This window comes from Psychromonas hadalis ATCC BAA-638, assembly GCF_000420245.1.
Lineage (GTDB): Bacteria > Pseudomonadota > Gammaproteobacteria > Enterobacterales > Psychromonadaceae > Psychromonas > Psychromonas hadalis.
On the sequence record NZ_ATUO01000097.1, the window covers coordinates 1 to 14,244 of the forward strand.

At 35.7% G+C, this 14,244-nt stretch carries 11 protein-coding genes; 10 read left to right on the plus strand and 1 reads right to left on the minus strand.

The features are described from left to right. Nucleotides 1-249: 249 nt before the first annotated feature. The 8 genes from rfbB (at nucleotide 250) to G322_RS0112395 (ending at nucleotide 10,923) form a co-directional block, all read left to right on the plus strand. The gene (rfbB, locus tag G322_RS0112360) at nucleotides 250-1,371 is read left to right on the plus strand and encodes a dTDP-glucose 4,6-dehydratase (RefSeq protein WP_022942083.1); all 1,122 of its coding nucleotides are present in this window, start codon (nucleotides 250-252) and stop codon (nucleotides 1,369-1,371) included. Next, nucleotides 1,371-2,276, plus strand: a complete 906-nt coding sequence (locus tag G322_RS0112365; protein ID WP_022942084.1) for an NAD-dependent epimerase/dehydratase family protein — start codon at nucleotides 1,371-1,373, stop codon at nucleotides 2,274-2,276. The genes rfbB and G322_RS0112365 overlap by 1 nt, the downstream gene beginning before the upstream one ends. Next, nucleotides 2,273-5,614 carry a rhamnan synthesis F family protein gene (locus G322_RS20675; protein ID WP_022942085.1) on the plus strand — a complete coding sequence of 1,114 codons (3,342 nt, stop codon included), beginning with the start codon at nucleotides 2,273-2,275 and terminating at the stop codon, nucleotides 5,612-5,614. Before G322_RS0112365 ends, G322_RS20675 begins: the two co-directional genes overlap by 4 nt. Nucleotides 5,615-5,651: 37 nt before the next feature. After that, nucleotides 5,652-6,956 carry a hypothetical protein gene (locus G322_RS0112375; protein WP_156873961.1) on the plus strand — a complete coding sequence of 435 codons (1,305 nt, stop codon included), beginning with the start codon at nucleotides 5,652-5,654 and terminating at the stop codon, nucleotides 6,954-6,956. 393 nt (nucleotides 6,957-7,349) lie between these two features. After that, nucleotides 7,350-7,994, plus strand: coding sequence for a sulfotransferase domain-containing protein (locus G322_RS0112380; protein WP_169337485.1), 645 nt, complete (start codon nucleotides 7,350-7,352; stop codon nucleotides 7,992-7,994). A gap of 1 nt (nucleotide 7,995) precedes the next feature. Then, on the plus strand, nucleotides 7,996-9,612 hold the full coding sequence (locus tag G322_RS0112385; protein ID WP_022942088.1) for an aldolase catalytic domain-containing protein: 1,617 nt from the start codon (nucleotides 7,996-7,998) through the stop codon (nucleotides 9,610-9,612). Further along, a complete protein-coding gene (locus tag G322_RS0112390) occupies nucleotides 9,596-10,252 on the plus strand; it encodes an HAD family hydrolase (protein ID WP_022942089.1) in 657 nt (218 codons plus the stop codon). The genes G322_RS0112385 and G322_RS0112390 overlap by 17 nt, the downstream gene beginning before the upstream one ends. Then, nucleotides 10,249-10,923 carry an acylneuraminate cytidylyltransferase family protein gene (locus tag G322_RS0112395; RefSeq protein WP_022942090.1) on the plus strand — a complete coding sequence of 225 codons (675 nt, stop codon included), beginning with the start codon at nucleotides 10,249-10,251 and terminating at the stop codon, nucleotides 10,921-10,923. The genes G322_RS0112390 and G322_RS0112395 overlap by 4 nt, the downstream gene beginning before the upstream one ends. Nucleotides 10,924-11,562: 639 nt before the next feature. Here G322_RS0112395 and G322_RS20680 read toward each other — a convergent pair. Next, nucleotides 11,563-13,101: an integrase catalytic domain-containing protein gene (locus tag G322_RS20680; RefSeq protein WP_169337486.1), complete on the minus strand. Its 1,539-nt coding sequence runs from the start codon at nucleotides 13,099-13,101 to the stop codon at nucleotides 11,563-11,565. Nucleotides 13,102-13,403: 302 nt separating this feature from the next. Between G322_RS20680 and G322_RS0112410 the strand changes: the two genes are divergently transcribed. Then, nucleotides 13,404-13,634 carry an AbrB/MazE/SpoVT family DNA-binding domain-containing protein gene (locus G322_RS0112410; RefSeq protein WP_022942092.1) on the plus strand — a complete coding sequence of 77 codons (231 nt, stop codon included), beginning with the start codon at nucleotides 13,404-13,406 and terminating at the stop codon, nucleotides 13,632-13,634. Continuing rightward, on the plus strand, nucleotides 13,631-13,966 hold the full coding sequence (mazF, locus tag G322_RS0112415) for an endoribonuclease MazF (protein WP_022942093.1): 336 nt from the start codon (nucleotides 13,631-13,633) through the stop codon (nucleotides 13,964-13,966). Before G322_RS0112410 ends, mazF begins: the two co-directional genes overlap by 4 nt. The last annotated feature ends 278 nt before the right edge of the window (nucleotides 13,967-14,244 follow it).

The window sequence follows — 14,244 nt, forward strand, 5'->3', positions numbered from 1 at the left end:
TTCGTGCCTTCGTGGTTAAAGATTTTGATTGTGCGAAACAAAGAGTGCAAAGAGACACAACAAGTAAATAAAAAACAGCATAACCACGAAGCCGCTTGAGCTACACAGAGAACACGAAGAAAAGCCAAGAACTTAGGTTTAGGTTTTTCTTCCAAAACTTCGTGCCTTCGTGGTTAATTGCTTTTGAACTTGAAAATATTTTTACTGAAAGCTAACAGCTAAGAACTGATAGCTTCATTGAGGAACGAAATGAGAAATTTGTTAGTAACAGGTGGCGCAGGATTTATTGGCGCAAACTATGTTTTATATTGGCTAGAAAACAACCCACAAGACAAAGTAGTCGTTTTGGATGCATTAACCTACGCGGGTAACCGTGCCAGTTTAGCGTCTGTAGAAGACAATCCTAATTATGTATTCGCTCGCGGTGATATTTGCGATACAGCATTAGTAGAATCGTTATTAAAAGAACACAAAATAGATACATTAGTACATTTTGCTGCAGAGTCGCATGTTGACCGTTCAATCACTGGTCCCGATGCGTTTATTGAAACCAATATCATCGGTACTTACAGCTTATTGAAAGCGACTAAAAAAATCTGGATTGATGAGCCAAAAGCGAAGGGTGAAGCGCCACTTAAGCATCGCTTCCATCATGTTTCTACTGATGAAGTGTACGGTGAGCTGGGGCCGAACGACCCCGCTTTTACTGAAGAAACTGCCTATGCACCTAACTCGCCTTATTCAGCAAGTAAAGCAGCCAGTGATCACTTAGTACGTGCCTATCATCATACTTATGGTTTAAATGTTACTACCTCAAATTGTTCAAACAATTATGGTCCTTATCATTTTCCTGAAAAGTTAATTCCGTTAATTATTACTAATATTCTTTTTGATAAACCATTGCCTGTTTATGGCGATGGTCAGCAGATTCGTGATTGGTTATATGTAGAAGATCACGCGCGTGGTATTGAGTTAGTGCTAAATAAAGGCAAAGTTGGCGAAACCTATAACATCGGTGGCCATAATGAGTGGGCAAATATTGATATTGTGAAAGTGGTTTGTAAGCTGATGAATGAATATTTCAATGGTACTGCTCTTGACGTTTCTTCCCTTGCACCTTGTACCTTGAACCTTTCCTCTGAAGCTTTGCAGGCCAAATATCCGCAGGCTATCTCTGCAATTAACGGCAAAGCTGAGTCCCTAATCACTTTTGTAGAAGATAGAGCCGGTCACGATTGGCGCTATGCGATTGATGCGACTAAGACTAATAAGGAGTTGGGGTATAAGCCTGTAGAGTCCTTTGAGACTGGGATTAGAAAGACGGTTGAATGGTATTTGGGGAATGAAGATTGGTGGAAGGAGTTATTATAATGACAAACAATAATCTTTCAGTTTGTCTTTTGGGCGCAACTGGATTTTTAGGAAGTGCAATTGCGAAAGAGTTAGAAGCAAGAAATATTTCGTGGATTGGTATTTCAAGGAATATTAGTGATGATATCAGAATTAAGAAGCTTAACTTGTCAGATCGTGATGAAATGATTAATATTTTTAAACGCTCTGATGTTGTAATTAATGCATTGGGTTCGGCCAAACCGAAAGACTTTGAAGAAAATCCTCAATTAACATTAAATACGATTTGGGAAAATGCAGTAACACTGTCATCTTTGCTAAAAGCCGGGAATATATCAAAACTAGTTCAAATATCTTCAGCGGGTACTGTATATGGGGAGGAGGTCGATGCTCCTCATACAGAAGAAAGTAATTTACTGCCGATTTCTTGGTATGGTAAAGCAAAAGTAATTGAAGAACTGTACCTTGAAAAAGCAAGTGAATCGAATCAGTTTGATTATTTGTGCTGTAGGGTGACAAACCCTTATGGAAATGAGAAAAAGACCATGCATGGTTTTATTGACGTATTGATACATTCAACAATTTCAGGGAAAAAATTTTCCTATTACCAAGATTGTAACCCTATTCGAGATTTTATTTATGCCGACGATATGGCATTTTCAATCGTGGAGTTAATTGAACAAAATTGCAGTGGGATATTTAATATTGGTAGTGGGGATAGTCACTCTTTAGAGGAAATAGTAAACTTTGTCAGGGATAAGTTTAAAGGGGAGGTTTTCATTGATCGTGTAACAAACAAACCTTCTTACGATGTATTAAATAATAAAGTTAATGTCGAAAAGCTTATTATTCATAAAGCACAAAGGGTATCTATGGATGTTTTTAGCTATATCGATAACCAATTAATGGAAAATACTCGAAAATGATACGTAATATTTTAAACCGTTTAAAAAGAAAGTCATCTATACACGTTGATCATATTTACTTTGCTAATGAAACAATAGTTCTTTCCGGCTGGTATTATGAAAAAAAATCTAAGAGGCATATTGAAACTGCCAGTGAAGATTATGAGCTAAGTATTAATGGTGAAAAATCAGGCTTTGATATCGTCACCTATAAGAGAAATGATCTAGCAAAAGCTTTTGCCCCAAGCTCCTTTCCTGAATGCTATGGTTTTACAATGAAAGCTAAAGTAAAACACACTAATCTGCATCATTTAAATTTGGGGAATAGGAATACAAGAGTTAATATTGAGGACCCTGGTGAATATTTTATTTTTGACTCTAATCAGCTTATACAACAGGCTGGCTCTGACTATGAAAGAGTTGTAGACCTATTAATAGGTGTGAGTAAAACCACCCCAATATCGTCTACTAAACTAACCAAAACAAGTCCCATCCAAGAGGATAACTTACTGATAAAAAATGATGAGGTCGTGAGTATAAAGCAAGACAAAGTATGTGATGATAAGCTTCTTCAGCATGAGTATTTTGTGTTGAATTCTGAACAACTTGATTGGTCAGAATATATTGTCGATAATGAACTGGTTAGTACTGAAGATGCAATTTCTCATTATATAAATAATTGGGAAACTATGAGGCCTGTAGTTAATGGGCAGTTTTCTACTGAATTCTATCTTTCTAAGTATGAAGATATCGCAGAATCACAAACTAACCCATTGATGCATTACCTTTCAATTGGGAAGGGGGAAGGGCGTATGGGCATACAAAAAAGTGAAGAAGTTATTGACTTGTTGGCTACCAGCCAACAACATGAATTTAACTTATTGTCCACTACTCAGCAACATGAATTTGATTCATTGAGTAAGCATACGATTGATTGGTCCTTATATTATTCGCATAATAATGTTCAATTAAAAGATCAGCTTAGTTCTCCTCTGATGCATTATTTGATGAATTGGAAATCTTCCGATTTGGAAATACCTAGGTTCTTTATTACTTCTCTATACCTCGGGCAATATCCCGATATTAAAGACAGTGAAATTAACCCTTTATTTCATTATGCCCTGCACGGCGAGCAAGAAGGACGGATTGGTTATTTTGACCTTGCTGAACATATCAAAGTAGGTGGGGAGGAATATAATGAAAACTTCGAAACTTTAATTGTGGTTTGCCATGAGTCTTCTGCTACAGGCGCCCCTTTAGTTGGGTACAATATAAGTGAGCAATGGAAAAAAAAATATAATGTTGTCAATATTGTTCTTAAAGAGCGCCAACTACACTCTGCGTTTGAACAATCATGTTTTTTGATAATTAGTGATTTGCAAGGCACTGGTCCGAATATAGCGCGGATTGTATTAAACTGGCTAATACGTAAATACCCGGTTAAGGTGATTATCTGTAACTCAGCTGAAACGTTTCCACTATTACAAGCTGCGAATGAACTGGATATCCCTACTGTATCATTAGTTCACGAGTTTTCTGAATACTACTGGAAAGGCCGAATACTTCATACATCTTACTTCGCGGACAGGGTTGTCGTACCAGCTGCTATTATTAGAGATTCAATGCTTAAAGAATTTAAGGAGTTAGATAAAATAAAAGAGGAGCCAAACCATATTAGAATAAAGCCTCAGGGTAAGCTTCCTTTTATTCCTGAAGGTCATGGTGAGATAGACTCTATAGACACTTTATATAAAAAACTTGGCATAAAAAACAAAGATAACACAAAAATAATTCTGGGTGCCGGGTATGTACAAATTAGAAAGGGAGTTGATTTATTTATCTCTATGGCAAAACAAGTAAAAGAGTGTTACCAAAGCAACTGTAAATTTGTCTGGATTGGTGCCGGGTATGAACCTGATACAGACTTTGCTTATTCAAATTGGCTGCAAACTCAAATAGAGAAATCAGGGTTAATTAATGATGTTATATTTTTAGACCACCAAAAAAACCTTGATAACATTCTGGCAATCACCGATGTTTTTGCCCTGACATCAAGGTTAGATCCCTTTCCAAATGTAGTTATAGATGCTTTACAGAAAAATGTTCATGTGGCTTGTTTCGAAGGCAGCACGGGATGTGCTGAATTTATGAAGGAACACCAAGCAGATTGTAGCATTGTAGACTATCTCGATACCTTCAAGTTAGCAGAGGCTATTACTGTACAATTAAAAAAGAAAAGTACGATAAAAGTGAATCGCGACATTGTGAAAAAACATCTTTGTTTTGATAAGTATTTACAGTTTTTAGAAAAGACTATCGATGAAGCTTGTGCGTTCAGAAAAGAAATAGTAGAAGCTAAAAAGGTAATAAGGGCATCTCAACAATTTGACTATAAATTCTTTGGTATGGGCGAAACAGAAGAGATCGCCTTGAATTTGTATACTCAACTAGCATTGAAGGGGGTACATTTATTCAATCCTAAGGTTGGCTTTAATGAGAAACATTGGCTGTCAGTAAATAGAACAGATGATATTTATCAAATACCTTTATATGAAGAATTAAAAATATGCAGAGTACCTACAACACATAATTGTTTAAAAATTAAAGATATCAGCATAAATCCAAGTAACATTGATTTTAAGTATGCTGTTCATTTACATCTATATTATATTGATTTGGCAGAAGAGTTTTCAAGCTACTTCACTAATCTACCAGGACAGTTTGATTTATACATAACCCATGTTGGAGTTGATGATGATGAGATTATTGCAAATAGTTTTGCAACATGTGGGGCAAATAAAGTAACACTTAAAAAAGTTGATAATGTAGGCAGGGATGTTATCCCCCTATTTAAAGAGCTATGTGATGAAATGACGCAGGGTAACTATGAGGTGATCGGACACTTTCATAGTAAAAAGTCTGCCGCGGTATCTAATGAAACAGATGATTTCTCTGGTGATGCATGGCGAATATTTTTACTTGAGACATTGATTGGTGATAAAAACAGTGCATCTCAAGTACTCGCTTTATTCAATGAGAATGCAACCGGATTGGTTATAGCAGAAGATCGGCATTGTGTAGATATGGGGGAGAATAAGTTTTTTACCGATAAAATGTGTGATGCTATGAAAATAAAAAAAATGCAATTTTCCAATATATTTCCTGTAGGTACCATGTTCTGGGCACGAACCGAAGCAATACTCCCATTGTTTCAAATGAAATGGGACGAATTTATTGAGGATGAACCATTACCTTATGATGGTAGTTATATGCATGCTACTGAAAGACTAATCTCTCATGTAGTGACAGAAAGTGGGTATAAATGCTCAGGTGTTTTTACTCAAGGTATTAGTTGGTAATTTTGTAGGTAATAATCATAGTTTTATCGGGAATAACATGAAAAGAGCTAAAGTTAATAATAAAATATGCCATTTACATATAGGTATGCATAAAACAGGAAGCTCAAGTATACAAGAATATTTAGAGGTGAATAGAGGGGAAGTAGGTGAAGGTGTTTATTATGCTAAGTTAGGACCTGCGAATCATTCTGGGCCGTTGCTTTATGCTTTACTTTTTGACCCTGCGGTAGACTCAGAAATTTCTCAATTTGGATTGCTGGAAAGTGAGTTAAAAAAAAACGTATGTTACTTTAAAGACAAACTGTATGACTCGCTAAATGAAGACTTCACAGAGATTATTTTTTCAAGCGAAGCATTGGTTAAGTTAACAATTGAAGAGTTAAAAGCTTTTAAAGCCCAACTATTACAGTTTGTGGGTGAAGTTAGGGTTTATTGTTATGTGCGTGAACCAATCCCCTTCATGGTAAGTGCATTTCAACAGATAATTAAAACAGGCCCAATGGAACCTAACAATCAAAATATCTGCCCTAACTACGAGTCAAAACTTTCTAAGTTTGAACTGGTTTTTGGTAAAGTAAACTATCGGATGTTTTCAAAAGAAGATCTAGTTGAGGGGGACGTAGTAAAAGATTTCTGTAATTGGTTAGGTTTGTCGTTACACCAATTTAATAATGTAAATATTTCATTAGGCGCACTGGCAGTAAAGTTTTTGTATCGCTTTCAGCATTCACGTATAAATATAAACGTGCACCAGCCGGATCTAAATATGTTAGAAAGGTACCTGTCACGTTTACCAAATTATAAATTATTATTACCTGCTAAAGACATTAATAAGTTAACCGAAGCTAATAAGAAAGATTTTAGTTGGATGGCGTCACGTTTTAAAAAAGGAGGTTGTAAATTTCAGGTCACTTACACGGATGGTGGAGCAGGTACTGTTTATGGTGGTTTTAGCGAGGATGAGAAAAAATTAATATTATCACTAACGGAAAGTCAGGAATTCAATAACTATATTCTAGCAGAGACTGGAATGAGTATTCGTAAGTTAATCAATATGCAGTTATCACATTTTAGTGATTTAAAATTTTACGTTCGGAGAACTGGTCCTTCATCTATCGGTGGGTGGTGCTCTTTTGAGGCGACAAAGGAAAAATTATTGGAAGTATCAATAAATGGAAGACATATTGGTGATGCTATCGCTGATAAATATCGCGCCGACCTTACCGAAACTAAGGAAAGAGGATACGTCGGCTATTCTTATTTCTTTGATACGGAACTGTGTGAAAAAGATATATTGACAATAATGTGTGATAATAAATTATTATTTTCAGGTTATATGTAGATAATATTTATAGGATAAGTTTTCCTAACTTAGTAATGTTTGTAAATGCTTAAAGTTATTTATATGTAATTTTTGGCTTGATGATTTATTTTCCTTTATTCTAATAGAATGAATACTGCCAAGGTTTATAACGTTGTTTATCGCTATTAATAAATTAAATAGATCATTGTAATACATTAATTTGAGACCATGGTTTAGTTAATAAGTCCTTATTGCATTTTTACGGAAATCGACGAATACAGATAATTCTTTTAAATAGGGTATATTATGAGAACAACAATTTTTTTTACTATGCAAACAAGTGCTACAGCGTCAATGTGGCGGATATTTAGCAAATGCTTGAAGTATTCCAATTCAAACCTAAAGTTGAAGCATTTTTTGCATGAATATTTCATGAACAATAGGTTGTCAGAAGTGATTTCTGCTGATTTACCTGAGTTTGATCACTTTTTGCAGTTTAATGACCCTGCTCTATTTAATCCCAATGTCGATAAATCAAAATTTAGATTTATCCTCAATATAAGAGACCCTAGAGATAAAATTTGTAATGGCTACCATTGGGCATTAATTCATCCCACTTCTGGAAAAGAAACAGAAGAGGAAACGTTAAACCGTAGACAGTTAATGATTGACAAAGGTATCGATAGTTGGGTTTTAAGTCAACTTGGAACTACGTATTTTGATAATTTATTTCAAGCTTTTGATATATCGACATCCGCTGATATTGAGGTGTTATCTTATGCTCGGCTTTGTTTAGATTTTGACTCATTTATTAATAAATTTTGTGACTTCATGGAAATAAAAGTTACAGATGAGCTTTTAGCGTTACTCAGCAATGAAAGAGTCGATAATTTAGCTGAAAATGATCAGTGGATTGGTAATAAGTGGCAAGGGTCTGACGTGTACCCAGGTAGATATAAATCTGAATTGAGGCGCGAGACTATCGAGTTAATTAATCAAAAGCTTTCTCCAGTATTACACAAAATGGCCGAGATTGATCCTGATTTTTCTGATCTATACTTAGAAGGTGTCAAGTAATATGAATATTTTAGATTGTACACTTCGAGATGGTGGTTATTACAATAATTGGGATTTCTCACCTGAAGTCGTAATCGCGTATTTAAAAAGTGTTGCTGAAGCAAGGATTGAATATGTTGAATTAGGTTTACGTAGTTTTCCAAAAACGGGATTCTTAGGTGCATTTGCTTATACAACAGAAGCCTTTATTAATACCCTTGAGTTGCATGAAGGGCCGACTTACGGAGTAATGGTTGATGCAAAAACAATTTTATCTTCAGAATTGAGTATTAAAGATGCAGTTAATGCACTTTTTGTCCCCGCCTCACAAAGTAAAATTGGCCTAGTTAGAATCGCGGCTCATTTTGGCGAAGTAGAAGCATCAGGGCCTATAGTCAATCAGCTCAAAGAAATGGGCTATATTGTCGGTTATAATTTAATGCAAGCGGGCGGTAAGTCGGCAGCGGTTATTGCTGATAAAGCGCGTCAAGCAACAGAATGGGGTACTTTAGATGTACTTTATTTTGCCGACTCTCTAGGAAATATGGATAGTGATGAAGTTGAGCGTATCGTTAAAGCGCTGCGAACTGAGTGGAGTGGTCCATTAGGGATTCATACCCATAACAATATGGGTAAAGGGTTAGACAATACCTTAGCAGCAAAAAGCTTTGGTGTAACTTGGTTAGACTCAACTATTACAGGTATGGGGCGTGGTGCGGGTAATACACAAACAGAGAGTTTACTGGCTGTTTTAGACGCAGAAGGTGATTCTAAATATCAACCAAAACCTATTTATGAGTTAGTTATTCGTCACTTTGAATCAATGCAAAAGCAATATGGATGGGGCAGTAACTTACTTTATTTTCTTGGTGCACAAAATGATGTTCATCCTACTTATATCCAAAATCTATTATCGAATACCCATTATGGTACCGATGAAATTATTGGCGCCATTGACTATTTAAGTAAACTTGATAGCACCACATCATATAATGGTGCCATTTTAAATACCGCGTTGTCATTTAATACTAATAACGTTGTTGTTACGGGCACTGATGCTATTCAATCATTATTTGATAACAAACATGTTTTAATCGTGACAAATGGGCCAAGCGTTGATAAGTATGCTTCAGCGATTGAATTGTATATAAAAGAAAATAATCCCGTTGTTATTTCAATTAATATCACCGAATCAATTCCAACAGATTTAGTTGATTATTATGTTATTTCACACAACTCAAAATTTTTATCTGACGCTAATAGATATCAGCAATTAGATAAGCCGATAATTTTACCTAAACATCGATTTTCAGAAAAAGAATTGGCTACATTCAATGAGTGCGAGTTACTTGATTATGGTTTAGCTATCAAAGAAGGGGCGTTTTTATCTAATACTTCCCATGCAACAATTCCTTTTGATATTACAACCGGCTATCTTCTAGCTGTTTTATTAGGCTCTACGGTAAAATCTATTCGCTCTGTAGGATTTGATGGCTATGATAAAAATGATCCTCGTCAGCAAGAAATGCTTTCTATATTAGATCTGTATAACCAAGATCAAAATAGTTGTGATGTGGTTTCGCTTACTCCCTCCACTTATCCTATGACTAAAGGGTCTATTTATGCGCCCAATATCTGATTATGATCTTTATATTTTCGATTGTGATGGGGTGATACTAGACTCTAATCAGTTAAAAATTGATGCGATGGAAAGAGCGCTTCAATCTCTTTCATTTGATCAGGACAAAGTTAGTCAATGTGTTACTTATTTCAGTGAAAATTTCGGAATGTCTCGTTTTTATCATGTTGAATATTTTATAGATAATTTTTTAAGTTTAAAAGAAAGTCAGGTTGAAAGTGTAAAAGAATCTATTTTGAAATCTTTTTCTGCAGAATGTAAAAAATTATATATAAAGGCAGAAATAACGCCTTATTTCATTGAGTTTATAACATCGTTAAATGGTCGTAAATTTGTTGCAAGTGGCTCTGAACAAGCAGAGCTTAGAGAAGTATTTAAGATGCGTGGCTTAGATAAATACTTTGTCGATGTTTTTGGTTCTCCAACAAAAAAAGAGGATTTAGTCGCGAATATACTTAGTAATCAGAAAGAGGCTAAGGCTGTAATGTTTGGTGATGCAATATCTGACTTACAAGCTGCAAAAAATAATGACATTGATTTTATAGCTTATATACCATTTTCAAATGTGAAAAAAGAGCTTTCTGATTTGTCGATAGTGAACGGATATAAAATGATAGAAACTTGGAGTGAAGTATTATGATAACCGCCTTTTTACCTTGTAGAAAAGGTAGTCAACGCATCCCCGATAAGAATGTAAAATTGTTCGCTGGTATAAAAGGAGGGCTGTTAAGTATTAAGCTTAAACAACTATTAGCTTGTTCAAAAATTGATTCTATTGTTGTTTCATCTAATGATGAGCGCGTTTTAGATTTCGCAAATCAGTTTGCCGATTCAAGAATTATTGTTGATAATAGACCCGATCATTTAGGGAGTAGCTCAACTACAACGGATGAACTTATCAAATATGTCCCTTCTCTTATTTCTGAAGGGCATGTCTTGTGGACCCATGTGACCTCACCATTTATTAATGAAAATGATTATAGTCATATTATTGAGGTTTATTCTGATAAGTTAAAACTAGATTATGATTCGTTAATGACCGTGCTCAAACTTCAAGGTTTTATTTGGGATGAGTCTAATCCTCTTAGTTATAACAGGAGTGATTTGAAGTGGCCAATGACGCAAAACATCAAACCATTTTATGAAGTCGATAGTGGTGTTTTTCTTTCATCTATTGATAACTACAAAAAACTTGATGATAGGATCGGTATTAAACCATTTTTGTTGGAGCAAGAAAAAATAAAATCAGTTGATATTGATTGGCCTGATGATTTCTCTTTTGCTGAAGCTTTATGGAAACAAAAAGGTTAATTCATACCAAAATATCTGGACATATATGGACGCTCACTCGTTGTCAAGACAAACAAATCTAGAACATAAAAACAATCTTATATTCGTAATGACATTAACTCTAAAATCCCCGTACTAACCTGTTTGCGATTACTTGACTCATTGGTTTACTGAAGTAAACCGTTCTGACATATATTCGAGCTATGGACTAAATCCCATGCTCCTGATGAGTTGCGAACCAGACTACCAATGATAAAAAATACAACCAAGCGAACTATAAGCCCGTGTCCCAAGCTGGTTTCATTCTGGTCGGCGAGAGCCTTTTCTTTTCATCTTACAAACAACGGTTTCGAGGGTCGAGGGTCAGGTCTTGCATTTTGCATATTGACTCAATCTAAACTAGGTTTGTTATATCAATATCTATTTTAGGTTGCTGTGATGAGTCGTCCTTTACGTTTAGAGTTTGCAGGTGCGCTTTACCATATTACTTCACGCGGTAATGAGCGAAAGGTTATCTATTTTATCAGACGTCAATTACTTTGACCGATCGTATTGCCTCATTAAAAAATCATACTACATCTAAATATTTGTTACCTTATTATGTAAGTAATAATTAAACTACCTAATAGGCTACAAATTCCTTTAGCAGTATGATGTCTTCTACTGATTCAGTTCACTTTCCTGGGTAGTGTTAAAATATAGAGCGGGCTCAGATTCATTGATCATCAAATCTCGTAGTTTTTCTTCCAGACTCGCTTGATTTTGACGCCATTGAGCAATTCTTCGTTGAAGTGTACGGGTTTGCCCTGTTGAAAATTCATCAGGATATTTATCCATGAGCCACAAAATTATTTTTTTAGCATTGTTTTCAGGTGCTAACTCCATTCTTAATCGTATTTCGTCCCAAACATCCTCAAATGGATCTTTTCGAGTTCGCCATGTCCTAGGAGGTTTTCTGAAGTCAACTTTATCATTCTTATGGTAATGACGATTCACTCTATCTGTAATAATCACCGGTATTTCTTTAGATAATGTCTTTTTAATAACGTCATCAGTTACGGTATAATTCTCTTGAGCATGACCTCTTTTATCCCATGAGTATTTCCACAATTCATCTTGTAATGATTCTAATTGAGCTAACAAATAAACGGGATCTAATTTTTCATATTCTAACCTAAGTGACTCTTTTGTGGACTGATTAATATGCTCAGAAAGTAAAACGCGTTGATAGGGTGTTTTTGCACCATCATATTTCTTTGATACTTTAGCTCCAACACGTTCTTTTTCAATTAACTTAAGCGATGGTTGGTAGAAATTAACGTACATCCTGACTACGCGATAAAGCCTAGCTAAAGCTTCCCAGGCTTTCCAACCTTCAAAGCGATCATACCCAACCAGTCGACGTACAACAGAGCCGTTTTTTTCTTCCACATGCGCCTGATCATTTTTTCGGTGAGTTCTTGCCCGTGTAAAGGTGATATTATTTTCTTCGCAGTAGTCTAATAATTCATAATTTATAAACTCACTGCCACAATCTGTGTCTACCCCCTGAATAGGGAATGGAAGTAAGTCACTAGCTACTTGTAAGCCATCAATCACGTCTCTGGCACTTTTTCGTAGCAAAGGCATGCACTCTAACCAACCAGTGGCAATATCAACTAATGTTAGCGTATTCAAAAAAGATCCATTGGTATTTCCTCCACAATGAGCGACGAGGTCAGCTTCCAGAAATCCCGGAATAACGTCATCCCAATCGGCAAATGTTCTGACTTGAATTTGGTGCTTTAATAAATTTCCTCTACGAGTAGTGCTTATCGATTGTTTGATTGTTTCTCGTTCAGGCTTTAGCATTCGGTCAACAGTAGAGGGACTAATTTTGAGTAAACGTTCACGTACATCAGACGGTAAGCGTAGGTGACTATGTCGCTCCATCGCTTCTACTAGGTGAGGTAAAAATGGCACTAGACGTTTAGAACATATCTGATTGGCTGCATACCAAACTGAGAGTAGAGCTTGTCGCACCTGTTCGTCGTAGCTATGGGTTCTCTGTCGATTTTTCGGTGAAACATTCAGATCGATTTTATTCAATAACAGAATGGTATATTTTCGTTCATAGCCCGTAGCAGCTACTATTCCATCAAGTATTTTCCCTTTTTCTATCCAGTTTGCGCCATGATATTTTTGTTTAATGCTAGCCAAAAATTCCTTTCTGGCACTTAGACTCATAGACTTAATCATATTTAATTACCTCATATTAAATGAATCACAACTAGTGTGATTTTAGATGAGGCAACGATATATAGGTAGTATGAATTTTAGTGAATCAATGCGACCGGTCAAGTTAATTGTCGCCTAATAATTTTGACTTTGTCTCTGATTTGCCCATAGAGTTGTAGGTACATCGCAAGGCTCTTTATCAATCATGATGTTTAGCAATGAGTCTTGATTTAACTCTTTCCCGTGTATACAATGTATCTACATTTGGTTTCTTGGAGAATAATATGTCTGTAGCAATATCAAAGTGGGGGAATAGCGCGGCGCTTCGCTTACCTAAAAATATATTAGAAGTATTAGCGCTTCATATTGGCGATAAAGTTAACTTAGTCCAAAAAGGACACACTGTTATTATTGAGCCTTGTAAACCTTCTCTAGAAGAATTACTAGCGAAAGTAACTGATGGTAATAAACATGACCTAGTGTTCAACGATCAAAAGGGTAATGAGCTTTTATGAGTTTTGTGCCGGACGTAGGTGATGTTGTCATTGTAGATTTCAATCCACAGGCGGGTCATGAGCAAGCAGGAAAGCGACCCGCTTTAGTATTGAGCCCAAAAAACTTCAATAAAATAACGGGTTTTGCTTGGTTATGTCCTATTACAAATCAAGCAAAAGGCTACCCTTTTGAAGTAACTGTAGAGGGTAGTAAAAAAACGACAGGGGTAATCTTAACAGACCAATTGAAATCTCTTGATTGGTCTGCGAGAAATCTTCATAAGGTTGACACTGTAAATTCTGATTGCCTTTCAAATGTTAAATCTATTGTAGGTACAATTCTTTCCATATAAGCGTGAGTTATGGGGGCAATGTTGGCAATGTTGGCATTGGGGGCGAGGTATTAGCCTATGTTGACTTTGTTAAATGCATAAGTGTTTGGGATGACTTGTAACATCAAGTATTCTTGGGAATCGTTACACAATAACTTGCGCTAAATTGTTTCCAAAAGCCTTAAGGAACTGGCTATTTTAAAAAAAATCGCAAGTAATGTTGAAGCCAATCCTTAGATCGTTACAAAATAACTTGCGCTAAATTGTTTTCAAAAAGCCTTAAGGAACTGGTTGTTTTA